Source organism: Sphingosinithalassobacter sp. LHW66-3, from assembly GCF_050703275.1.
In the GTDB taxonomy this organism is placed as follows: Bacteria; Pseudomonadota; Alphaproteobacteria; order Sphingomonadales; family Sphingomonadaceae; genus Sphingomonas.
In genome coordinates this window covers 1,454,325-1,474,919 of the sequence record NZ_CP193482.1, presented here as the reverse complement: position 1 = coordinate 1,474,919, position 20,595 = coordinate 1,454,325, and the positions used below count along the sequence as shown (strand labels likewise).

At 68.0% G+C, this 20,595-nt stretch carries 22 protein-coding genes; 7 read left to right on the top strand and 15 right to left on the bottom strand.

Annotated elements, in window-relative coordinates; all coding sequences use genetic code 11:
* Positions 1-5 precede the first annotated feature (5 nt).
* Entirely contained in the window at positions 6-1,133 is a 1,128-nt protein-coding gene (queG, locus tag ACQ450_RS07130) for a tRNA epoxyqueuosine(34) reductase QueG (protein WP_431471048.1), read from the top strand.
* Here the strand turns inward: queG and ACQ450_RS07125 are convergent.
* Complete coding sequence (locus ACQ450_RS07125) at positions 1,130-1,483, bottom strand: hypothetical protein (RefSeq protein WP_431471047.1); 354 nt, start codon at positions 1,481-1,483, stop codon at positions 1,130-1,132. The two genes, queG and ACQ450_RS07125, sit on opposite strands and share 4 nt — an antisense overlap.
* Positions 1,480-2,235: an EI24 domain-containing protein gene (locus ACQ450_RS07120; RefSeq protein ID WP_431471046.1), complete on the bottom strand. Its 756-nt coding sequence runs from the start codon at positions 2,233-2,235 to the stop codon at positions 1,480-1,482. The genes ACQ450_RS07125 and ACQ450_RS07120 overlap by 4 nt, the downstream gene beginning before the upstream one ends.
* 85 nt (positions 2,236-2,320) lie before the next feature.
* Between ACQ450_RS07120 and ACQ450_RS07115 the strand changes: the two genes are divergently transcribed.
* Complete coding sequence (locus ACQ450_RS07115) at positions 2,321-3,310, top strand: adenosine kinase (protein WP_431471045.1); 990 nt, start codon at positions 2,321-2,323, stop codon at positions 3,308-3,310.
* 725 nt (positions 3,311-4,035) lie between these two features.
* Here the strand turns inward: ACQ450_RS07115 and ACQ450_RS07110 are convergent.
* Positions 4,036-5,598: an alanine/glycine:cation symporter family protein gene (locus ACQ450_RS07110; protein WP_431471044.1), complete on the bottom strand. Its 1,563-nt coding sequence runs from the start codon at positions 5,596-5,598 to the stop codon at positions 4,036-4,038.
* A gap of 133 nt (positions 5,599-5,731) precedes the next feature.
* On the opposite strand from ACQ450_RS07110, the gene ACQ450_RS07105 reads away from it, so the two are divergent.
* Positions 5,732-6,190 (top strand): Rrf2 family transcriptional regulator, encoded by a 459-nt coding sequence (locus tag ACQ450_RS07105; RefSeq protein WP_188055957.1) that lies wholly within the window; start codon positions 5,732-5,734, stop codon positions 6,188-6,190.
* Positions 6,187-6,897 (top strand): class I SAM-dependent methyltransferase, encoded by a 711-nt coding sequence (locus ACQ450_RS07100; protein WP_431471043.1) that lies wholly within the window; start codon positions 6,187-6,189, stop codon positions 6,895-6,897. The genes ACQ450_RS07105 and ACQ450_RS07100 overlap by 4 nt, the downstream gene beginning before the upstream one ends.
* A gap of 63 nt (positions 6,898-6,960) precedes the next feature.
* Here ACQ450_RS07100 and ACQ450_RS07095 read toward each other — a convergent pair whose 3' ends face one another.
* The 4 genes from ACQ450_RS07095 to ACQ450_RS07080 form a co-directional block, all read right to left on the bottom strand.
* A complete protein-coding gene (locus ACQ450_RS07095) occupies positions 6,961-8,547 on the bottom strand; it encodes an amino acid permease (protein ID WP_431471042.1) in 1,587 nt (528 codons plus the stop codon).
* Between the two features lie 107 nt (positions 8,548-8,654).
* Positions 8,655-10,106 (bottom strand): sodium-dependent transporter, encoded by a 1,452-nt coding sequence (locus ACQ450_RS07090; protein ID WP_431471041.1) that lies wholly within the window; start codon positions 10,104-10,106, stop codon positions 8,655-8,657.
* A 43-nt stretch (positions 10,107-10,149) separates the two neighbouring features.
* Positions 10,150-10,530 (bottom strand): histidine triad nucleotide-binding protein, encoded by a 381-nt coding sequence (locus tag ACQ450_RS07085; protein ID WP_431471040.1) that lies wholly within the window; start codon positions 10,528-10,530, stop codon positions 10,150-10,152.
* Positions 10,531-10,697: 167 nt separating this feature from the next.
* Entirely contained in the window at positions 10,698-11,576 is an 879-nt protein-coding gene (locus tag ACQ450_RS07080; RefSeq protein WP_431471039.1) for an SDR family oxidoreductase, read from the bottom strand.
* Positions 11,577-11,679: 103 nt separating this feature from the next.
* Between ACQ450_RS07080 and ACQ450_RS07075 the strand changes: the two genes are divergently transcribed.
* Complete coding sequence (locus ACQ450_RS07075; RefSeq protein WP_431471180.1) at positions 11,680-12,603, top strand: LysR family transcriptional regulator; 924 nt, start codon at positions 11,680-11,682, stop codon at positions 12,601-12,603.
* On the opposite strand, the gene ACQ450_RS07070 is transcribed toward ACQ450_RS07075, so the two are convergent.
* Genes ACQ450_RS07070 through hisB form a run of 7 tightly spaced genes read right to left on the bottom strand, consistent with a single transcriptional unit; the run spans position 12,597 to position 16,145 of the window.
* Positions 12,597-12,920 carry a phosphoribosyl-ATP diphosphatase gene (locus tag ACQ450_RS07070; protein WP_431471038.1) on the bottom strand — a complete coding sequence of 108 codons (324 nt, stop codon included), beginning with the start codon at positions 12,918-12,920 and terminating at the stop codon, positions 12,597-12,599. The genes ACQ450_RS07075 and ACQ450_RS07070 overlap by 7 nt on opposite strands.
* Positions 12,921-12,952: 32 nt before the next feature.
* Entirely contained in the window at positions 12,953-13,174 is a 222-nt protein-coding gene (locus tag ACQ450_RS07065; protein WP_431471037.1) for a hypothetical protein, read from the bottom strand.
* Positions 13,175-13,183: 9 nt separating this feature from the next.
* The gene (gene hisF / locus ACQ450_RS07060; protein WP_431471036.1) at positions 13,184-13,945 is read right to left on the bottom strand and encodes an imidazole glycerol phosphate synthase subunit HisF; all 762 of its coding nucleotides are present in this window, start codon (positions 13,943-13,945) and stop codon (positions 13,184-13,186) included.
* Entirely contained in the window at positions 13,942-14,673 is a 732-nt protein-coding gene (gene hisA, locus ACQ450_RS07055; protein WP_431471035.1) for a 1-(5-phosphoribosyl)-5-[(5-phosphoribosylamino)methylideneamino]imidazole-4-carboxamide isomerase, read from the bottom strand. Before hisA ends, hisF begins: the two co-directional genes overlap by 4 nt.
* A gap of 4 nt (positions 14,674-14,677) precedes the next feature.
* Complete coding sequence (gene hisH / locus ACQ450_RS07050; RefSeq protein WP_431471034.1) at positions 14,678-15,280, bottom strand: imidazole glycerol phosphate synthase subunit HisH; 603 nt, start codon at positions 15,278-15,280, stop codon at positions 14,678-14,680.
* A complete protein-coding gene (locus tag ACQ450_RS07045) occupies positions 15,277-15,561 on the bottom strand; it encodes a YciI family protein (protein WP_431471033.1) in 285 nt (94 codons plus the stop codon). The genes hisH and ACQ450_RS07045 overlap by 4 nt, the downstream gene beginning before the upstream one ends.
* On the bottom strand, positions 15,558-16,145 hold the full coding sequence (gene hisB, locus ACQ450_RS07040) for an imidazoleglycerol-phosphate dehydratase HisB (protein WP_188055945.1): 588 nt from the start codon (positions 16,143-16,145) through the stop codon (positions 15,558-15,560). Before hisB ends, ACQ450_RS07045 begins: the two co-directional genes overlap by 4 nt.
* A 72-nt stretch (positions 16,146-16,217) precedes the next feature.
* On the opposite strand from hisB, the gene ACQ450_RS07035 reads away from it, so the two are divergent.
* On the top strand, positions 16,218-16,700 hold the full coding sequence (locus ACQ450_RS07035; protein ID WP_188055944.1) for an SspB family protein: 483 nt from the start codon (positions 16,218-16,220) through the stop codon (positions 16,698-16,700).
* 54 nt (positions 16,701-16,754) lie between these two features.
* Here the strand turns inward: ACQ450_RS07035 and ACQ450_RS07030 are convergent, their stop codons facing one another.
* Positions 16,755-18,710: a putative bifunctional diguanylate cyclase/phosphodiesterase gene (locus tag ACQ450_RS07030; protein ID WP_431471032.1), complete on the bottom strand. Its 1,956-nt coding sequence runs from the start codon at positions 18,708-18,710 to the stop codon at positions 16,755-16,757.
* Positions 18,711-19,151: 441 nt separating this feature from the next.
* Here ACQ450_RS07030 and fumC point away from each other — a divergent pair, with 441 nt between their 5' ends.
* Complete coding sequence (fumC, locus tag ACQ450_RS07025; RefSeq protein ID WP_431471031.1) at positions 19,152-20,540, top strand: class II fumarate hydratase; 1,389 nt, start codon at positions 19,152-19,154, stop codon at positions 20,538-20,540.
* Positions 20,541-20,595 lie beyond the last annotated feature (55 nt).

Here is a 20,595-nt window from a genome sequence, read left to right as displayed (position 1 = left end):
GGCGCGTGCGACAAGACAAGCCATTCGAATCGGCGATCCGGGAGAAAGCGGCCGAGCTGGGGTTTGCCGCCGCCGGGATCGCGCGCGCCGACGCGGCGCCGGCCGCGGGCGTGCGGCTGCGCCAGTGGCTGAACGAAGGCATGCACGGCACGATGCTCTGGATGGAAAGCCGCGCGCACCATCGCGAGAGCCCGGCCGGGCTGTGGCCCGAGGTGCGCTCGGTGATCGCGCTCGGCATGAGCTATGCGCCCGCCGCCGATCCGCTGGCGCTGGCGGAGGCGAGCGAGACCGGGCGCATCTCGGTCTATGCTCAGGGTGGCGACTATCACGACACGGTGAAGAAGGCGCTGAAGCATCTTGCACGCTGGATCGTGGCGGAGGCGCCCGATGCCGACGTCAAGGTGTTCGTCGATACCGCGCCGGTGATGGAAAAGCCGCTCGCCGAAGCGGCCGGGCTCGGCTGGCAGGGCAAGCACACGAACCTCGTCAGCCGGTCGCACGGCAACTGGCTGTTCCTCGGCGCGATCTACACGACGCTCGACCTCGCGCCCGATGCTGGCGGCCGCGACCGCTGCGGCAGCTGCGACGCCTGCCAGCGGGCGTGCCCCACCGATGCCTTCCCCGCGCCCTATCGGCTCGATGCCCGGCGCTGCATCTCCTATCTGACGATCGAGCATGACGGGCCGATCCCCGGCGAATTCCGGCAGGCGATCGGCAATCGCATCTACGGATGCGACGATTGTCTCGCGGTCTGCCCGTGGAACAAGTTCGCGCAAGCCGCTGCCGCGAATCGCGCCTTCGCGCCGCGCGCGGAGCTGGCGGCGCCGCCGCTCGCCGATCTGCTGGCACTCGACGATGCCGAGTTCCGCCAGGTTTTCTCCGGCTCGCCGATCAAGCGGATCGGGCGCGACCGAATGGTGCGCAACTGCCTGATCGCGGCGGGCAACAGCGATTCGCCGGCGCTGGTGCCGCCGGTGACGGACCTGCTCGACGATCCGGCGCCGCAGGTGCGCGGAACGGCGGTCTGGGCGTTGGGCCAGCTCGATCCGCAGCGCTGGCAGGCGGAGCGGGCGGCGCGGCTCGCCGGTGAGGACGACCTGGCGGTGCGCGCCGAGTGGCTTGCGGCTCGCTAGCGCAGCGTCGCCGCGCAGCTTGCGGCGTCGACCGGCGCCCCGGCGCGATCGCGCGCCTCGACGTGAGTCACCAGCTGCGATCCGCCGCGCTGATAAAGATAGGCGTCGAGCACGCACGAGGCATTGCCGAACTGGAGCTTGCGCGCGGTTCCTTCCTGAACGTCCATCAGCGGCTCGCCGAAGCGGCGCAGCAGCGTCGCGGCGTCGGCGCCCATCATCGGCGCGGCGGCTCCGCCCGTAGTGCCCGGTGCAGGCAGCGGCACGCGCGGCGCCGGGCCGCTGCCGCCGCCGGATGCGGCGCAGCCGGTGAGTGCGAGCCCCAGTGCCGCCGCTGCGATTGCCTTGTTCACGCGCGTCTCCCTCGATGAAACAAATGGGTGGCCATGGCGGCGCCGAGGATGGGCGCCGCGAGATTGAGGATCGGCACCAGCAGCAGTCCGGTGCCGAGGCCGCCCAGTACGAACCGGGTGACGCGCGTGCGCGCCCGCCAGTCCGGCAGGCCCTTGCGCGGCACATGGCGCGCCGCGACCATGTCGCCCAGATCGCGGCCGAGCAGCCACGCGTTGATCCCGAAGAAGACGAACGGCGCGCCCGGGCTGAACAGCACATAGACCGGCGAGAACAGGATGTTCACCAGGATCGCCCGGCCCGCCGATCCGAGCCCCATCGCGATCGAGCGCCACAGCCCCACGTCGCGGGCGGTGCGTAGCTGGTCGGGATAGTGGCGTGCCTCGACCGCCTGAACCACTTCGTCGGCGAAGATGCCGACCACGGCGATCGCGATCGCGCGCCACAACAGCCAGAAAGCGAGCAGGAACAGGATCAGCGTGAGCGCATTGGCGACCGCGCTGTCCTCTCCGCTCGCCTGGAGCAGGCGGCCGATCCAGGCGAGCGCGGCTTCGAGCGCGCCTGCGTCCGCCGCCTCGCCGCCCAGCCCGCGCAGCCAGCGGCCGAATGCGGGCAGCCCTTCGTGCATGCCGAAATAGAGTCCGGTGCCTGCGGCGATCAGCACGATCACCGTCACCGCCAGCGATTTCAGGAACACGCGTACCACCGGGCCGTCGTCGAGCTGGCGCAGCGAAAGATAGAAGCTCCGGAACATGCGCGAGCGAAATAGCGCAAGGGCGGCTCGGTTGCACTCCCGATTGCGCACCCCTAGGGAGCCGCAAACCGCCAAGGAGACCTGTGTGACCAGCCCTGCCTATGACGTGGTGGCGATCGGCAATGCGATCGTCGACGTGATTGCCCGAGTGAGCGACGAATTCCTCGAGGCCGAAGGGCTGCCGTCGGGCTCGATGCGGCTGATCGACGCCGATCGCGCGGTCGAGCTTTATGGCAAGATGGGTCCGGGGCAGGAGGTTTCGGGCGGTGCGGCGGCGAACACGCTGGCCGGAATGACCATGCTCGGCTCGCGCACCGCGTTCGTCGGCCAGGTCGCCGACGATCAGCTCGGTGCGATCTATCGCCACGATCTCACGTCGCTCGGCGTGAAGTTCGACGTGCCCGCGCGCGAAGGCGAGCCGCCGACGGGCCGCTGCCTCATCCTCGTCGCGCCCGATGGCGAGCGCACGATGAACACGTTCCTCGGCGCGTCGCACTATCTGCCCGCGGACGCCATCGACGAGGATCTGATCCGCAGCGCGGGCGTGCTCTTCCTCGAAGGCTATATGTGGGATCCGCCCGAGCCGCGCGCGGCGATGCGCCGGGCGATCGCGGTGGCGCGCGAAGCAGGGGTGAAGGTCGCGTTGGCGACCTGCGCCGATTTCTGCGTCCACATGCATCGCGGCGATTTCCGCGCGCTGATCGACGAGAAGCTGATCGACATCCTCTTCGTCAACGAGGAAGAGGCGGGCATCCTCGAACAGTCGGACGCCGATGCGGCGCTCGAGACGCTGGCGAAGGACGTCCCGCTGGTGGTGATGACTCGCGGGCCGAAGGGTGCCGTCGCGGTGCGCGGCGACGAGCGCGCGAGCGTCGCGGCCGAGCCGGTCGATCAGGTCAAGGACACGACCGGCGCAGGCGACCTGTTCGCCGCCGGCTTCCTGCACGGCCACGCGCAGTGCAAGGGGCTGGCGGAGTGCCTTCGCCTCGGCGCGATCTGCGCGGGCGAAGTCATCAGCCATTATGGCGCGCGCCCCGAAGCCGATCTCAAGGCGCTCGCCGCGTCGAAGCTCTGAGTTCCGTCGTCCCTGCGCAGGCAGGGACCCATGGCTCTCTCCACGAGCGCCACCCTCTGCGGCACCAGCGATAGGCCCCTGCCTCCGCAGGAGCGACGGGAAAGGAAACCGGCCGCTGCTCGCTGCGTCGAAGCTGGGATAACGTCGTCCCTGCGAAGGCAGGGACCCATGGCTCTCTCCACGAGCGCTACCCTCTGCGGCACCAGCGATAGGCCCCTGCCTCCGCAGGAGCGACGGGAAAGGAAACGGGCCGCTGCTCGCTGCGTCGAAGCTGGGATAACGTCGTCCCTGCGAAGGCAGGGACCCATGGCTCTCTCCACGAACGCTACCCTCTGCGGCTCCAGCGATAGGCCCTGCCTCCGCAGGGGCGACGGGAAAGGAAACGGGCCGCCGCTCGCCGCGTCGAAGCTGGGATAACGTCGTCCCTGCGCAGGCAGGGACCCATGGCTCTCTCCACGAGCGCCACCCTCTGCGGCACCAGCGATAGGCCCCTGCCTCCGCAGGAGCGACGGGAAAGGAAACGGGCCGCCGCTCGCTGCGTCGAAGCTGGGACAACGTCGTCCCTGCGCAGGCAGGGACCCATGGCTCTCTCCACGAGCGCCACCCTCTGCGGCACCAGCGATAGGTCCCTGCCTCCGCAATGGCGACGGGAAAGGAAAAGGGCCGGGGAGCGATCCCCGGCCCCTTCTTGTTGTCCGCCCTTCCTTGCTGGATCGGCGCGCCGGTCAGTCGCGGGGCGCGGGCGCCTCGTCGAGCAGCTCGGCGGGAGTCTCGCGGCCGTGATCGCGCCCGGCGTTCCGCACTCCGCGTGCCAGCGCGAACACCACGCCCGAAAGCGCCGCCAGCGCGACAAGGTTCGGCAGCGCCATTGCCGCGTTCGAGATGTCGCCCATCCGCCAGATCAGTTCGAGCGGGATCGTCGCCCCGATGAAGATCATCACGCACCACAGCACGCGCCACACGAGGTGCAGAACGCGCTCGCCGCGCGGCGTCGCGCCCGGAAGCAGGTCGTAGAGGAAAGTGATCGCCCGCTCGCCATAATAGCTCCAGGTGAGCAAGGTGGTGAACACGAACAGGATCAGCGCCACCGAAGCGATCAGCGTGCCGATCGGAATGCCGGCGATCGCGAAGGGGAAAGCCGCCGCGAACGCACCCGAGGTCATCGCAAATCCGTTGAGATCCGACTGCCAGGCGTGGAGCACCGTGGTCGTCGCTCCGGTCACTGCGTCGGTGTGGACGAAGCTGCCCTCCACCGTCAGCAGCACCAGCGCGGTCATGGTGCAGATGATGATCGTGTCGATGAACGTGCCCATCATCGCGAACCGGCCCTGCATCGCCGGATCGGTCGTCTGCGCCACCGCGTGCGCGACCGGAGTCGAGCCCTGGCCCGCCTCGTTCGAGAAGAGGCCGCGCGCCACGCCGGCGCGGATCGCGAGGATCACCGCCGCGCCCAGGAAGCCGCCGCTCGCCGCCTGTGCATTGAATGCGCCATAGAAGATGCGGCCGAACGTCTCGGGCAGCGATCCGAAGTTCAGGATCAGGGCGACGATCGCCATGATGATATAGGCCACCGCCATCACCGGCACGACCTTCTCGGCCACCGCACCGATCGACTTGATGCCGCCGATGATGACGACGAACACTGCGATCGCGGCGATCAGCCCGCCGATCCATTCGGGCAGGCCGGTCAGTTCGTTCACCGAATCGGCGAAGCTGTTCGCCTGAATGCCGTTGCCGGTCACCAGTGCCGAAGCGAGCGTGCCGATGCAGAAGAGAATTGCCAGCCACTTCCACTTCGGGCCGAGGCCGAAGGTGATGTAGCTCATCGGCCCGCCGCGATAAGTGCCCTCGGGCGTGACTTCGCGGAAGCGGATCGCCAGTGCGCCCTCGGCAAAGGCGAGCGCCATGCCGATCAGCGCCGTGATCCACATCCAGAAGATCGCGCCCGGACCGCCCAGCGTGATCGCGGTCGCGACGCCGGCGAGATTGCCGGTGCCGACCTGGCCGGAGAGCGCGGTGGAAAGCGCAGCGAACGGCGAAATCTCGCCCGCGCCGCGCTCCCCGGATTTGCGGAACAGCCCGGCGAACGCCGTGCCGAGATGCGTGATCGGATAGAAGCGCAGCCCGATCATGATGTACATGCCGATGCCGAACAGGATCACGACCATCGGCGGGATCGGCAGCACCTCGGCGCCGTTCCACGTGCCGCCCCAGATGAAGTCGGACACGTTGGTGACGTGATCGATCAGTCCGACCGTCGCATTCTGATCGGCTTGTGCTGCTGCCACGCTGTTCCCCCCTTTGGCCGTCGCGCAAAGCGGCACGCTAGCCGAAGGGGCGGAGCGGGGGAAGCCGCTGCGGCCACTCCGGGTGGAGGGCTTGCGCTTGACTGCGGGGGCGAATCGTAACAATGGAAGTTACATGAAACGCGACAGTCGCCTTTCGGGCGTGCTCCACGTGCTGCTGCACATGGCGGAGCATGACGGCCCGGTTCCCTCCGAGGTGCTCGCCCGGGCGATGCAGACCAATCCCGTGGTGATCCGCCGGGTGCTCGCGGGGCTGCGCGAGCAGGGCTATGTCCGCTCGGAAAAGGGGCATGGCGGCGGCTGGACGATCGCCTGCGATCTGGAAGCGGTCACGCTGCGCGACATCTATGAAGCGCTTGGCCGTCCCGCCCTGTTCGCGCTCGGCAACCGCAGCGACTCCCCCGATTGCCTGGTTGAACGGGCAGTCAATGCGGCGCTCGATACCGCGCTGGAAGATGCGCAGGCGCTGCTGCTCGCTTCGTTCGAGCGCGTGACTCTCGCTGCGCTCAGCGCTGACTTCCACCGCCGGATGGAGCGCGTTTCCGGCGGCGCCTCTCCAGGAGAAGCCGAATGACCGATGCCGTCCACGAGGACAGCCAGCGCATCTTCCTGCGCAATTTCGAGGATGATGCGGCGATCGCAAACTATGCCGATGGCCCGCGTCGCTTCACGCCGGGGCTCGACGCGCTGCATCGGATGACGAGCATCCTTTTGGCGGAGCGGGCGCCCGCCGACGCGCGGGTGCTGGTGCTCGGCGCCGGGGGCGGGCTGGAGCTGAAGGCGCTGGCCGACGCGCATCCCGGGTGGCGCTTCGTCGGCGTTGACCCGGCGGGAGCGATGCTGCGGCTCGCGACGCGCACCGTCGGCGCCGCGATGGACCGGGTCGAGTTGATCGAAGGACTGATCGATGCCGCACCACCGGGCCCTTTCGATGCGGCGACCTGCCTGCTGACGCTGCACTTTCTGCCGTTTCAGGCGCGGGTCGAGACGGTGCGCGCGATCCACGCCCGGCTGCGGCCCGGTGCGCCGTTCGTCGCCGCGCACGGCAGCTTCCCGCGCGCCGATGGCGCGGCGGAGCGCTGGGTCGACCGGTACATGCACTATGCAGTCGCCTCGGGCGCCGATCCCGAACAGGCGCGCACCGCGCGCGACGCGGTGCTGGCGAGCGGCAACATGCTTGAACCCGAAGCCGATCTGGCGGCCCTGCGCGAGGGCGGCTTGATCGACGCCGAGCTTTTCTACGCGGCCTTCACCTGGCGCGGCTGGATCGGTCACGCCTGAGCGCACGAAAAAGGGCCGGCATCGCTGCCGGCCCTCTCGTTTCCTCGGTGCGGTTCGGCCGCGTCAGATGCGATCGGCATCGTCCACGCCGGGGATCGCGGGATCGATGTCCTGGATCTCGGATTCGTGCACTTCGACGATGCCCTGGCCGAGATGGCTCTTCCGATAACCATAGGCGAAGTAGATCACGAAGCCGATCACGCCCCAGATCGGCAGCACCAGCATCGCTTCGATCGGCAGGTTGAAGAACAGGAACAGGCATCCGAACACCGTCGCCGGGCCGATCAGCATCAGGAACGGCGTGCGGAACGGGCGATGCCGGGCCGGTTCCTTCCGGCGCAGCAACATCACTGCGATCGCCACCATCATGAAGGCATAGAGCGTGCCCGCATTGGCGATGTCGGCCAGCTTGCCCACCGGCAGGAACGCGGCGGCGAACGCCACCACCACGCCGGTGATCGCAGTGACGACATAGGGCGTCTTCCACTTCGGATGGATCTTCGACAGCCCCTCGGGCAGCAGCCCGTCGCGCGACATGACGAAGAAGATGCGGGTCTGCGCGAACAGCAGCACCAGGATCACCGACGGCAGCGCGACGAAGGCGGCGATGCCCAGGAAGTTGCCGATCGTCGAATAGCCGATCTGACGCAGCACATGCGCCAGCGCCTCGTCCGAACAGACCAGCCAGCCGGCATATTGCGGCAGCGCGCACTGGCGGGCGAGCTCTTCCGAGCCGGCGGGGAAGGGGATGCCGTTCGGGCCCAGGATCGGCTGGCCGCCGATCGTGCCGATCGCGCCCGCGGCGACGAGGATGTAGAAGATCGTGCAGATCAGCAGCGATCCGATCAGTCCGATCGGCACGTTCTTCTGCGGATTGCGCGTCTCTTCCGCGGCGGTCGAGACGGCGTCGAAACCGACATAGGCGAAGAAGATCGTCGCCGCCGCGCCGACCGCGCCGACACCCGATCCGAAGCCGCCGAACAGGCCGGCGGGCAGGAAGGGATTGAACTGGCCGGTTGAGAATTCCTCGGCCGGCAGCGTCAGGATGATGAAGGCAGTGAGCGCGGTGACCTTGATCGCCACCAGCACCGCGTTCACTCGGGCGCTTTCGTTCGTGCCGATCATCAGCAGCCAGGTGACGAGCAGCGCGATCACGATCGCGGGCAGGTTCACGAAGCCGCCGGGGATTCCGCCCAGCGCCAGCGGCGCGCCGGCGAGGTAGCTGGGTAGCTCAACCCCCATGAATTCGTTGAGGATCGTCCCGGTGAAATAGCCTGACCAGCCGACCGAAACCGCGCTTGCCGCGACCGCATATTCGAGCACCAGCGCCCAGCCGACCGACCAGGCGAGGAACTCGCCCATCACCGAATAGGTGTAGGTATAGGCCGAACCGGCGACCGGGATCATCGCCGCGATCTCGGCATAGCAGAGCGCCGCGACGATGCAGATCGCCCCGGCGATGGCGAAGGCGAGCATCAGGCCGGGCCCAGCCTTTTGCGCGCCTGCGGCGGTGAGCACGAAGATGCCCGTGCCGATGATGCAGCCGACGCCGAACAGCATCAGCTGAACCGCGCCGAGCGAACGATGGAGGGATTTTTTCTCCGCGGTCGCAAGGATCGCGTCGAGAGGCTTGATGCGCCCGAAGATCATGCAGGATCACTTTCCACTCTGACCGTGGAGGACCCACGGCGCCAGGCTGAGAATGCGCGGAGCCTAGCGACGAAAAACGCCGCCGCAAGTGACAATTTCGAGACGGTTCAGCCGATCAGTCCCGGGAAGATTCCGAGCACCAGAATTGCCGTGAGAACGATCGGGCACAGCCATGCCACCAGAAAGCGCCACAGCAGCTGCGTGCCGCCCGAAAGTCCGTTTTCGGCGTCGATCAGCCTCCTGTCGGCGATCCAGCCGATGAAGATCGCGGTCAGCAGGCCGGAAAGCGGTAGCAGGATCTTGCCGGTCACCGTGTCGATCGAATCGAGGATGTCGAGCCGGGCGAAGCTCGGCCACCAGGCGAGCGGGCGCACATCGGCAAGGAGGTTATAGCCCAGCGCCGAGAAAATGCCGGCGACGAACGCCGCCCCGGCGACGAGGATCGCCGCACGCCCGCGCGAGACCCGGAAGCGGTGCATCAGCCACGACGACGGCGCCTCGAGCAGCGCCACCGACGAAGTGAGCGCGGCGAAGCCGACCATCAGGAAGAACAGCAGGCCGATCAGCGATCCGAACGGCATCGCCTGAAACGCGACCGGCAGCGAGACGAACATCAGCGCCGGCCCCGCCGCCGCGTCAAGCCCGGCGGCGAACACGATCGGAAAGATGCAGAGCCCCGCCAGGATCGCCACCGCCGTGTCGGCACCGCCGATGATCAGCGAGGATTGCGCGAGATTGGTGTCGCGCCCGGCATAGGCGCCATAGGTGATCATCAGCGCCGATCCGAGCGACAGCGAGAAAAAGGCCTGCCCCAGCGCCGAGAGCATCACATCGGGGTGCAGCAGCCGCTCGGGATTGAAGGCGAAGAGGAAGTCCACGGCCTCCGCGAACGCGCCGGTGAACGCGCCATAGACGGTGATGCCGAGGAACAGCGCGAAGAAGGTCGGCATCAGCCATACCGCCACCACTTCGATGCCGCTCGAAACGCCGCGCGCGACGAAGAACAGAGTCACTGCCATGAACAGCGCATGGAGCGAGACGAGCATCACCGGGTCGGCGAACAGCGCGGGCAGCAGCGCCTCGATCGCCGCCTGATCCTGCCCGGCGAAGGCGCCGCCGGCGAGATTGCCGCCCAGCGCTCCGACCAGGTCACCCGCGAACACGCCGACGTAATAGAGCACCCAGCCGGCGACGACGCTGTAGAAGCTGAGAATGAAGAACGCGCCGAGCACGCCGACACCTGCGAGCGCCGACCAGCCGGTCGACACGCCCGAATCGCGCGCCACCGTCTTGGCGCTCTCGACCGCCGAGCTGCCGCCGTGGCGCCCGATCAGCGTTTCGGAGAGCAGCAGCGGCAGCCCGATCAGCACGACGCAGAAGATGTAGAAGACGACGAAGGCGCCGCCGCCGTTGGCGCCGGCCTCTGCGGGGAAGCGCCAGAGGTTGCCGAGGCCGACGGCCGATCCGATGGCGGCCATGACGAAAGCGAAGCGCGACGACCAGTGCGGCTGTGCCGCTTCCGTCTGGTCCGATACCGTGCTGCCGCCTGCCACTGCCATTTCCGCCCCTGTTCGCTGTTGTCGTTGGGGCCGAGCCTAACGCCTAGCGCGGGGCGAGCATAGGCCCGAGCTGCTGCCCGGCGAAGATGTGGACGTGAAGATGCGGCACTTCCTGGTGCGCGTTCATGCCGATGTTGGCGAGCAGCCGGTATCCCGCACCTACCAGCCCCGCCTCGCGCGCGACATGGCCCACGGCGCGGACGAAGCCGGCGATCTCGGCATCGGGCGCGCTGGCGGAAAAATCGTCCCACGAGACATAGCGCCCCTTGGGGATCACCAGCACATGGTGCGGCGCCTGCGGATTGATGTCGTGAAAGGCGAGGGCGAATTCGTCCTCATACACCTTCTTGCACGGGATCTCCTCGCGCAGGATCTTCGCGAAGATGTTGCTGTCGTCATAGGGTTTGGTGGCGTCGATCGGCATCGGATCCTCCCTTGGTTCGCGCTTGGCCTAGCGCAGTTCGCGCGGCGCTTGAACCGTTGCGGGCTGGCGGAAGGAGCGGAAATGGCGGCGGTCAATGCCCTGCGGCCGTGGCGCGGCGGAGCCGCAGGGCATTGGCGTCGCGGGTGTGCGACGAGCCACGCCGTCGCTCAGTCCTTGGCGGACTGCGCCACGAGGTCGGCGACGAACGCACGATAGGAATGCAGCGGACGACCCAGCATCGCGGTCAGCCGCTCGACGTCGCCGGGCCGGGGTACCATGCCGTCGCTCACATAGCGCTCGGCCATCAGCCGCATCTCATAGGCCGTCCATTTCGGCAGGAAACGCGCCATGCTCTGCTCGAAACCGCTCGGATCGTCGCCGCCATAGACGATCGGCCGCCCCAGAACATCCGACCAGATCGCCGCGGCGTCCGCGCCGGTCAACGTGTCGGGGCCGACCAGGTTGATCGTCTCTATCGGCAGCTTGCCCGGTGCGCGGTCGCGCCGGAGGAGCTCGATCGCGGCGACCTCGGCGATGTCGCGCGTGTCGACCATGGCGAGCCCCTTGTCGCCGATCGGCATCGGATAGACGCCATGGTCGAGGATGACGTCCTTGATCCTATGCTCGTTGTCGATGAAGTAGGTCGGCCGCAGGATCGTCGCGCCGAAGCCCATCTGCTCCAGCATCCGCTCGGCGCCATGTTTCACTGCGAAGTGCGGCACGTTGACCGCACGATCGGCTTCGAACACCGAAAGATAGACCACCCGTTCGACGTCGGCTTCCCGCGCGATGTTGAGCGCGAGGAGCGCCTGGGTGAATTCGTCGCCGGTGACGGCATTCAGCAGGAAGAAGGTGCGGACGCCGACCAGCGCGGCGCGCAGGGCGTCGATGTCGAGCAGGTCGCCCTGCACGGCGTCCACCGGCGCCGCAAAGCCCGCCTTTCCGCGGTCGCGGGTGAGCACGCGCACGTCGGCGCCGCGGGTCACGAGCTGATCGACGACATGGCGGCCGACGCGTCCGGTGGCGCCGGTGACGAGGATAGTCATTGCTGTTCTCCTTGGGTGTCGGGATCGACAGCCCGGAATTTAATGATCCACAAACCTGCCAATAGACGCTAAATCTGGATCCACTGTCTCACTGGTGGAACATATGGATCTGCTCGCCCTTGCGGATTTCAATCTCGTCGCCCGGCACGGCGGCTTCGGTCGCGCGGCGCGTGCGAGCGGACGTCCGAAGGCGACGCTCTCCCGCCGCGTCTCCGAGCTTGAGGCCAGCCTCGGCCTGCGGCTGTTCGAGCGCGGCGCGCGCGACTTGAAGCTCACGGAGGAGGGACGCGCGCTGCATGCCCGCACGGGTGCGCTTCTCACCGAGCTTGACGAGACGGTGGCGGCGATCGCCTCGGGCGGCGAGCGGCCGCGAGGACTTCTGCGGATCAGCACGCCGTTGCTGTTCGGTCAGGCTGCGATGGGGCGGCTCGCCGCAGCGTTCGTGCGCGACTATCCGGAGGTGCGGCTCGAGGTGACGGTCGACGATCGCGCGGTCGACATGATCGAGGAGGGCTACGACCTCGTCATTCGAGTCAATCCGCGCACCGATGAGAGCCTGGTCGGGCGGCCGTTCCTCCGCGACCGGCAGGTGGTCGTGGCGAGCCCCGCGCTTGCGCGCCCGGACGACGGCCATGCAATGCCAGCAGTCGTTCGGGGGCCGGGAGATCGCTCCGGAAGCTGGATGCTGGCAACGCGCGAGGGCACGCAAGGCCTCGCGATCGATCCGGTGCTGTCGCTAGGCTCCATGGCGATGGTGCATGACGCGGTCCGGGCAGGTGCGGGGGTGGGATGCCTGCCGCTTTCGCTGGTCAGCCGCGACATCGCTGCCGGGCTGCTCGTGCAGTGGGGCGAGCGCGCCGGCCCCGAGACGATCTTGTGGACGCTCTATCCGTCGCGGCGATTGCTGAGTGCCCGAGTGGCGGCGTTCCTGGGCTTGCTGAAAAAGACGTTCCCACACGGGACGCCCGAGGAGCTGGCGGCATTCATCGCCGCCGCCGAGCGCGGCGCGGACCATTGCGGCTATTGATAGCGCGCCGCTTTCTCGTCGAGGCCCGAGCGGCCGCGGCGGCGGGCGAGCTCGGCGCGGACGTCGTCGAGCGACAGGCCCGCGTCGGCGAGCAGGATCAGCAAGTGGAAGACGAGGTCGGCCGCTTCGCCGGTCAGCGCCTGGGCATCGTCCTGCATCGCCGCGATCGCGGTCTCGACGGCTTCCTCGCCGACCTTCTGCGCGAGCTTGGCGCGGCCGCGCGATGTGATCCGCGCGACATAGGAGCTGTCGGGGTCGGCGGTGCGGCGTTCGCGGATGGTGGCTTCGAGTTCGGCGATCGGATCGGTTTCGGTCATGCCCCACGCCTCGCGCGCGCCGGGCGCGACTGTCAATCCCGCCGCTGCGCTTTCGCCCGGAAGCGGCGGCGCAGCGCACGCCGCGCGAGGAAGACGCCGAACGCCGCCAGCACGAACAGCACGAGATCCGAGAGCTCGGGCATCGAGCGGGTGGCGATCTCGCCCGAATGGGGCGCCACGGCAAGCGCGGGCGCGGGAAGCAGCAGGAGGAGCAGCGCGACGATCATGGTGTCCGCCCTAGCGCGTCCGCCCATTCCAAAGCGTTAAGCGCGCACCGGGATACCCGCCGCGGCGAGCGCGGCATGCGCTTCGCCGAGGCTGGCCTCGCCGAAATGGAAGATCGAGGCCGCGAGCACCGCCGAGGCATGGCCGTCGCGGATGCCCTGAACCAGATGATCGAGCGTGCCGACGCCGCCCGATGCGACCACCGGCACCGAAACCTGGTCGGCGATCGTGCGGATCAGCGCGAGGTCATAGCCGTCGCGCGTGCCGTCGCGATCCATCGACGTGACGAGCAGCTCGCCCGCGCCCAGCTCGGCCAGCCGCAGCGCGTGCGCGACCGCGTCGATCCCGGTCGGCTTGCGGCCGCCATGGGTGAAGACTTCCCAGCGCCCGTCGTCCACCCGCCGCGCATCGACCGAGGCGACGACGCACTGGCTTCCCATCCGCTCGGCGATCTCGGACACCAGCTCGGGCCGCGCCACTGCGGCGGAATTCACGGCCACCTTGTCGGCCCCGGCGAGCAGCAGCGCGCGCGCGTCCTCCACGCCGCGCACGCCGCCGCCGACGGTGAGCGGCATGAAGCAGACTTCGGCGGTGCGGCGCACCACGTCGATCATCGTGCCGCGCGCCTCGTGGCTGGCGGTGATGTCGAGGAAGCACAGCTCGTCGGCGCCCGCTGCGTCATAGGCGCGTGCCTGTTCGACCGGATCGCCCGCGTCCTTCAGGTCGACGAAGTTCACGCCCTTGACGACGCGGCCGTTCGCGACGTCGAGACAGGGGATGACGCGCGCGCGAACGCTCATCCGCGCGCCACCCGCAGCGCTTCGGCCAGGTCGAGCCGCCCGTCGTAGAGCGCGCGGCCGGTGATCACGCCGTCGATCCCTTCATCGGCATGCTCGGCCAGCGTGCCGATGTCGGCGATGTCGGCCACGCCGCCGCTGGCGATCACCGGAATGTCGGACGAGCGCGCCAGCGCCACGGTCGCTGCGACGTTGCAGCCCTTGAGCAGCCCGTCGCGGCCGACGTCGGTGAAGAGCAGCGCGGCCACGCCCGCGTCGCGGAAACGCGCGGCGAGCTCCTCGACTCGCACGCTCGATACATCGGCCCAGCCGCGCGTCGCCACCAGCCCGTCGCGCGCATCGACGGCCACCACGATCCGGCCCGGATGGACCTTCGCCGCCTCGCGGACCAGCGCTGGCCGCTCGAGTGCCGCCGTGCCGATCACGACGCGGGCGACGCCGAGTTCGAGCCAGCGGTCGATCGCCTCGCGCGTGCGGATGCCGCCGCCCACCTGCACCCGGCCGGGGAACGCCCGCACCACCGAAGCCACCGCCGCGCCGTTCACCGCCTTGCCGGCGAAGGCGCCGTCCAGATCGACGACGTGCAGGTAATCGGCGCCCGCCGCGGCGAACGCTTCCGCCTGCGCGGCCGGATCCTCGCCATAGATGGTGGCGCGGTCCATGTCGCCTTCGGCCAGCCGCACGACCTTGCCGGCCTTGAGGTCGATCGCGGGAAAGACAGTGAGAGTCATGCGGTCACGGCCGCCATGCGAGGAACCTTTCGATCAGCGCGATGCCGTAGCGCTGGCTCTTTTCGGGGTGGAACTGGACGCCCGCGATATTGTCGCGGCCGATCGCGGCGGTCACGGGGCCGCCATGATCGGTGACGGCGAGCACAGCTTCGCCTTCGAAGGCGAAGCTGTGCAGGAAATAGGCTTCGCCCGCCTCGATCAGCGGATGCTCGGCACAGGGGACGACGTCGTTCCAGCCCATGTGCGGCACGCGCACCGTCTCGCCCGGCGGAAGCGCGCGGACCACGCCCGGTATCCAGCCGAGCCCGGCGTGGCTGCCCAGCTCGTCGCCGCGCTCGGCGAGCAGCTGCATGCCGACGCACACGCCCAGGAACGGCGCGCCGCCGCGCAGCACCCGTGCCTCCATCGCCTCGACCATGCCGGGCAGCGCGCGCAGCCCCGCGGCGCAGGCGCCGAACGCGCCGACGCCGGGCAGCACCACCCGCTCGGCGCGCAACACCCGATCGGGATCGTCGGTCACGGCGATGTCGCGCGCGCCGGCGGCCTTCAGTGCGTTATGGACCGAGTGGAGATTGCCCGCGCCATAATCGATCAGCGCGACGCTCATGCCAGCAGCGCCTCGAGCCCCGCCGCCGCCTTGCTCGGCTCGAACTCGAAAAAGCGATATTCGGCCACGCCGTCGATTGCGAAGGGATCGCTCGCGCACCAGTCGCGCACGTCGTCGAGCGTGCCGCGCACCAGCAGCATTCCGCCCGTCACCGGCACCTTGCGCCCCGAAAGCAGCAGCCGCCCGTCGTCGAGCCCCTGCTGCAGCCAGGCGAGGTGCGCGGGGCGCAGCGCGTCGATCCGCTCGCGGTCGACGGTGTAGCTCAGCTCGACGACGATCATAGCACGCCCTTGGTGCTGGGGATCGCATCGGCCTTGCGCGGGTCGATCTCGACCGCCTGGCGCAGCGCGCGGGCCAGCCCCTTGAATGCGGCTTCGGCGATGTGATGGTTGTTCGATCCGTACAGCGTCTCGACGTGCAGCGTCACGCCCGCCGTCTGTGCGAAGCTGTGGAACCAGTGTTCGAACATCTCGGTGTCCATCTCGCCCAGCCGCTTCTGGCTGAACTGCGTCTTCCACACGAGAAAGGGCCGGCCGGAAATGTCGATCGCAACGCGCGTCAGCGTCTCGTCCATCGGCGAAAGCGCGTCGGCGTAGCGGCGGATGCCCTTCTTGTCGCCCAGCGCCTTGGCCACTGCCTCGCCGATCGCCAGCCCCGTGTCCTCGACGGTATGATGCTGGTCGATGTGCAGGTCGCCCACCGTCTTCACGTCGAGATCGATCAGCGAATGGCGCGAGAGCTGCTCGAGCATGTGATCGAAAAAGCCGATCCCGGTGGAGATCGTATAGTCGCCGGTCCCGTCGAGGTTCACGGTCACGTCGACCGAGGTCTCGCTGGTCTTGCGGCTGATGGTGGCGGTGCGCATGGCGCTTCACATAGCGTGCGCGGGGCCCCATGCAATCTTGACCGCGTGGCAACAGCCGTTAGCAGTTGCCCGATGAACGGTGGTATTCCCGACAGCCTGATTCCCTATGACGAGATCGTGCAGGAGGCGCTGCGCGCCGTCGTCGGCCGCGTCCTCGGATCGGTGGCCGAGCGTGGGGGCCTGCCGGGCACCCATCATTTCTACATCACCTTCAAGACCCAGGCGGCGGGAGTCGATATCCCCCAGCGGCTGATCGACCGGTTTCCGGACGAGATGACGATCGTGCTCCAGCACAAATATTGGGATCTGAAGGTCGCGCCCGAATATTTCTCGGTCGGTCTGAGCTTCAATCAGATTCCCGCGATCCTCACGATCCCCTTCTCGGCGATCACCGGCTTCCATGATCCCGCCGTGAACTTCGAACTGCGCTTCCAGGCCGCCGAAGGCCCCGACGGCCCCGAACCGCACGACGAGGCCGAAAACGACGGCCCCGTCGCAAAGCCGGCCGACGATGGTTCGAACGTCGTGTCGGTGGATTTCAAGCGGAAGAAATAGGGGCGGATCGGCGCCGGAGGTCCGGGGCGCTGCCATGGACCTTCCGGCGGGAGCTCAGGCCGCCTTGTATTCGGCCGTGTGTTCGGCCGCCGCGTCGAGGGCGAGAAACTGCGCGATCGGCAGTGGCTTCGCGATGAAATAGCCTTGCAGCAGCGTACAGCCCATCTCGCGGAGCAGGGCCGCCTGTTCCGCCGTCTCCACGCCCTCCGCCACGCAGGAAAGCTCCAGCGTCTCGCATAGGCCGATCACTGCGCGGGAGATCGAGCTGCTGTAGCTGTTGCCGAGGTCGTTGGCGAAGCTGCGGTCGATCTTCACTCGGTCGAGCGGCAGCCGGTGAAGGTTGCTCAGGCTCGAATATCCCGTTCCGAAATCGTCGAGCGCGATCTTGAGCCCGGCGCCGCGCAGCATGTTGAGCGCCTCGATCGCCGCGTCCAGATCCCGCATCACTGCGGTTTCGGTCACTTCGATCCACAATCGGCCCGGGTCCGAGCGGCTGCGGCGAACGGCGCTCAGGATCGCACTGATCGTCTCCGGGGCGTTCAGGTCGCATGCGGAGACGTTCACCGAGAGCGAATAATGGTCGGGAAGCTGCGCCAGCAGCTGCAGCGCGCGTTCGACCACCGAAAGCGTGATGCGGTGGATGATGGTGCTGCGCTCGGCGATCGCGATGAAACGCTCTGGCGATACGCTTCCCAGTTGCGGGCTCGTCCAGCGGACGAGCACTTCACCGCCGACGATCCCGCCGCTCGCGTAGTCGACGATCGGCTGCACATGCACCTGAAGATCCTTGTCGACGTCAATCGCCTTCAGCTCGACTTCGAGCAGCTGCTCGCCGCGCACCACGTCTTCCAGATCGTCGGTGAAGGTGACCGCAGTGCCGCGCCGGTGCCGTTTCGCGTGATAGAGCGCGTGGTCGGCGTGCTCCCAAAGCGCGCGGCATGCGGTGCCTTCGTCCATGAAATGCGCCAGACCCAGCGAGGCCCCGACCGAAAGCTCGCGGTTGCCGACGAAGATCGGCATTGCCACCGCCTGGCACAGCCGCTCGGCGATCTCGGCCGCTTCCTCGGGCGATGCATGCAGGATCACGCCGAATTCGTCGCCGCCCAGCCGATACAGTGTCGCGGAGGGACCGGCGACCTGGCGCAGCCGCTCGGCGATCCGGTTCAGCAGCTCGTCGCCGATCGAATGGCCGAACGTATCGTTGACCGGCTTGAACCGGTCGAGATCGATCACGCCGATCGTCGTGACGCCGACGTTCGCCGGATTCCCGGTCACTGCGGTGATGTCGGCGAGGAAACGGCGCCGGTTGCCGAGCTGGGTCAGGCTGTCGGTATGTGCCAGTGCATGATTCTCGGCGTTCAGCCGGACCATTTCCTCATGCTGCTCGGCAAGCTTCTCGCGCGCCGCGACTTCGGTGCTGAAATTTTCGAAGGTGTTGCAAAGCACGCGCAGCAGGACGAGCACCACCAGCAGAACGTTCAATGCGATCGGCGCGAACACCGCATGCTGGTCCTGTCCGAGCAGCGCCAGAAAATAGGCGGGCAGAACGCCGGCCGCCCCCAGGATCGCCGCTTGGGGAACGTGGATGAGGCAGAAGATGCACCCGATCACCGTCGTCGAGACGTACAGCGCGGTGTGCGCCTGTTCGAAGGGGCCGCCATATTGCGCCAGCGACAGCGACCAGGCGAGATACCCGACGCCGAAGCCTGCCGCAGCGAGGGAAATGACGCGAAGCTGCCTGCGCGCCTCTTGAGGCTCCGGTGTCGGATCGTTTCGGATGCGGACCCAGTGGATCAGGCGGACGGCAGTAATGCCAAGCAGAAAGGCGGGCACGGCTACCGTCAGCAGTATCGGGGCGTTGTCCGCGTGGGACCATGCCAGCGCAGTGGAATTGATCAGCAGCAGCCCATAGAGCAGCGGCACCTGCCGCCGCATCTGCACCGCCTGCGCCTGCGCCAGGATCGGATCCTGCCCGACCTCCATGAACCACTTGATCGGCCTGAGTTTCATCGCGCTCCCATCCTGAGCGATGCATAGCCGGCTCGGTTAAATCTCCCCTAAACCGACGCTCGGTGGAAAATACTTAGACGCGAGCGGTGCCGTGCACTTCGGCAGTCGCACGACGGTTCATCGCGACAGCTTGCGCCGGCACGCCGCGAACGCCGGCCGCGCCCGCCCGGGTCGCCGCGCAGCTCCCGGCCGGCCCTCCGACATTCCCGCTGTCCTACACCCCCCGCGCCGCGCTACGCTCGCACCCATGCCCTATCCGGCGCCTCCGATTCGCTCCGCCCGCCGTGCCGAAGCGGCTCGGCGGCCCGGCGGGACCGAGGGGGGACGTAGCGTTGCATTCGCTGCGTTCGGGTATCCCGCTACCGCTTGGCAGCGCCGCCTCGCACCCGCTAGAGCGCCCGCGACTCCATCGCAGCGACTGGCAAAGAGGATGACGCACTCGTGACCACCCGTACCGAAACCGATTCGATCGGCGCCATCGAAGTTCCCGCCGACGCCTATTGGGGCGCGCAAACCCAGCGTTCGATCGAGAATTTCCCGTTCGGATCGATGGAGCGGATGCCGCTCGGCATCGTCCATGCCCAGGCGATCGTGAAGCAGGCGGCGGCGCGGGTGAACCGCAAGCACGGGCTCGACGGCAAGATCGCCGATGCAATCGAGGCTGCGGCGCAGGAAGTGATCGCGGGCAAGCTCGACGATCAGTTCCCGCTGGTGATCTGGCAGACCGGCAGCGGCACCCAGACCAACATGAACGTCAACGAAGTGATCGCCGGCCGCGCGAACGAGATGCTCTCGGGCACGCGCGGCGGCAAGTCGCCGGTCCATCCCAACGATCACGTCAACATGAGCCAGTCGTCGAACGACAGCTTCCCCACTGCGCTCCACGTCGCCGCCGCGCTCGCCGCGCGCGATTCGCTGTTCCCTGCGCTCGACCGGCTGGAGGGGGCGCTCAGCGAAAAGGCAAAGGCTTGGGATCACATCGTCAAGATCGGCCGCACCCATACCCAGGACGCCACGCCGCTCACGCTCGGCCAGGAATTCTCCGGCTATGCCGCGCAGCTGATCAGCTGCAAGGCGCGGCTCGAAGGCGCGCTGAACGGTAATCTGCGCAAGCTGGCGATCGGCGGCACCGCGGTCGGCACCGGGCTCAACGCGCCGCAGGGCTGGGCCGAGGACATGGCGCAGGCCATCTCCGACATCGCCGGCACGCAGTTCGAGCCGGCGCCGAACAAGTTCGAGCAGCTGGCGGCCAAGGATGGGCTGGTGTTCTTCTCGGGCGCGCTCAACACGCTGGCGGTGGCGCTGAACAAGATCGCCAACGACATCCGCTTCCTCGGCTCGGGACCGCGCTCGGGTCTCGGCGAGCTGTCGCTGCCCGCCAACGAGCCGGGCAGCTCGATCATGCCGGGCAAGGTCAATCCCACCCAGTGCGAATCGCTGACGATGGTCGCGGCGCAGGTGATCGGCAATCATCAGGCCGTAACCGTCGGCGGGATGCAGGGCCATTTCGAACTCAACGTGTTCATGCCGCTGATCGGCGCCAGCGTGCTGCGCTCGATCCATCTGATGGCCGTGGGCATGACCAGCTTCGCCGAACGCTGCGTCGACGGGATCGAGGCGAATGAGAAGCAGATCGCCGATCTGGTCGGCCGTTCGCTGATGCTGGTGACTGCGCTTGCGCCCGAGATCGGCTACGACAACGCCGCCAAGATCGCCAAGAACGCGCACGAAAAGGGGCTGACGCTCAAGGAGAGCGGACTCCAGCTCGGGCTGGTCGACGAAGCGACCTTCGATCGGGTGGTGAAGCCGGAAACGATGGTCGGGCGCTGAGCGGGCGCCCCGCGCGGAACTCTGCCTCGCTTGCGGCGCTCTATTGGCGAAGTCT

Coding starts and splice junctions, on each gene's coding strand:
- ACQ450_RS07075 (WP_431471180.1), top strand. CDS start 11,680: ATGGATCTGCTCGCCCTTGCGGATTTCAATCTCGTCGCCCGGCACGGC.
- hisF (WP_431471036.1), bottom strand. CDS start 13,945: ATGAGCGTTCGCGCGCGCGTCATCCCCTGTCTCGACGTCGCGAACGGC.
- ACQ450_RS07070 (WP_431471038.1), bottom strand. CDS start 12,920: ATGACCGAAACCGATCCGATCGCCGAACTCGAAGCCACCATCCGCGAA.
- ACQ450_RS07090 (WP_431471041.1), bottom strand. CDS start 10,106: ATGGCAGTGGCAGGCGGCAGCACGGTATCGGACCAGACGGAAGCGGCA.
- ACQ450_RS07100 (WP_431471043.1), top strand. CDS start 6,187: ATGACCGATGCCGTCCACGAGGACAGCCAGCGCATCTTCCTGCGCAAT.
- ACQ450_RS07095 (WP_431471042.1), bottom strand. CDS start 8,547: ATGATCTTCGGGCGCATCAAGCCTCTCGACGCGATCCTTGCGACCGCG.
- ACQ450_RS07080 (WP_431471039.1), bottom strand. CDS start 11,576: ATGACTATCCTCGTCACCGGCGCCACCGGACGCGTCGGCCGCCATGTC.
- ACQ450_RS07045 (WP_431471033.1), bottom strand. CDS start 15,561: ATGATCGTCGTCGAGCTGAGCTACACCGTCGACCGCGAGCGGATCGAC.
- ACQ450_RS07035 (WP_188055944.1), top strand. CDS start 16,218: ATGAACGGTGGTATTCCCGACAGCCTGATTCCCTATGACGAGATCGTG.
- hisB (WP_188055945.1), bottom strand. CDS start 16,145: ATGCGCACCGCCACCATCAGCCGCAAGACCAGCGAGACCTCGGTCGAC.
- ACQ450_RS07120 (WP_431471046.1), bottom strand. CDS start 2,235: ATGTTCCGGAGCTTCTATCTTTCGCTGCGCCAGCTCGACGACGGCCCG.
- ACQ450_RS07030 (WP_431471032.1), bottom strand. CDS start 18,710: ATGAAACTCAGGCCGATCAAGTGGTTCATGGAGGTCGGGCAGGATCCG.
- hisH (WP_431471034.1), bottom strand. CDS start 15,280: ATGAGCGTCGCGCTGATCGATTATGGCGCGGGCAATCTCCACTCGGTC.
- ACQ450_RS07085 (WP_431471040.1), bottom strand. CDS start 10,530: ATGCCGATCGACGCCACCAAACCCTATGACGACAGCAACATCTTCGCG.
- hisA (WP_431471035.1), bottom strand. CDS start 14,673: ATGACTCTCACTGTCTTTCCCGCGATCGACCTCAAGGCCGGCAAGGTC.
- ACQ450_RS07065 (WP_431471037.1), bottom strand. CDS start 13,174: ATGGGCGGACGCGCTAGGGCGGACACCATGATCGTCGCGCTGCTCCTC.
- ACQ450_RS07105 (WP_188055957.1), top strand. CDS start 5,732: ATGAAACGCGACAGTCGCCTTTCGGGCGTGCTCCACGTGCTGCTGCAC.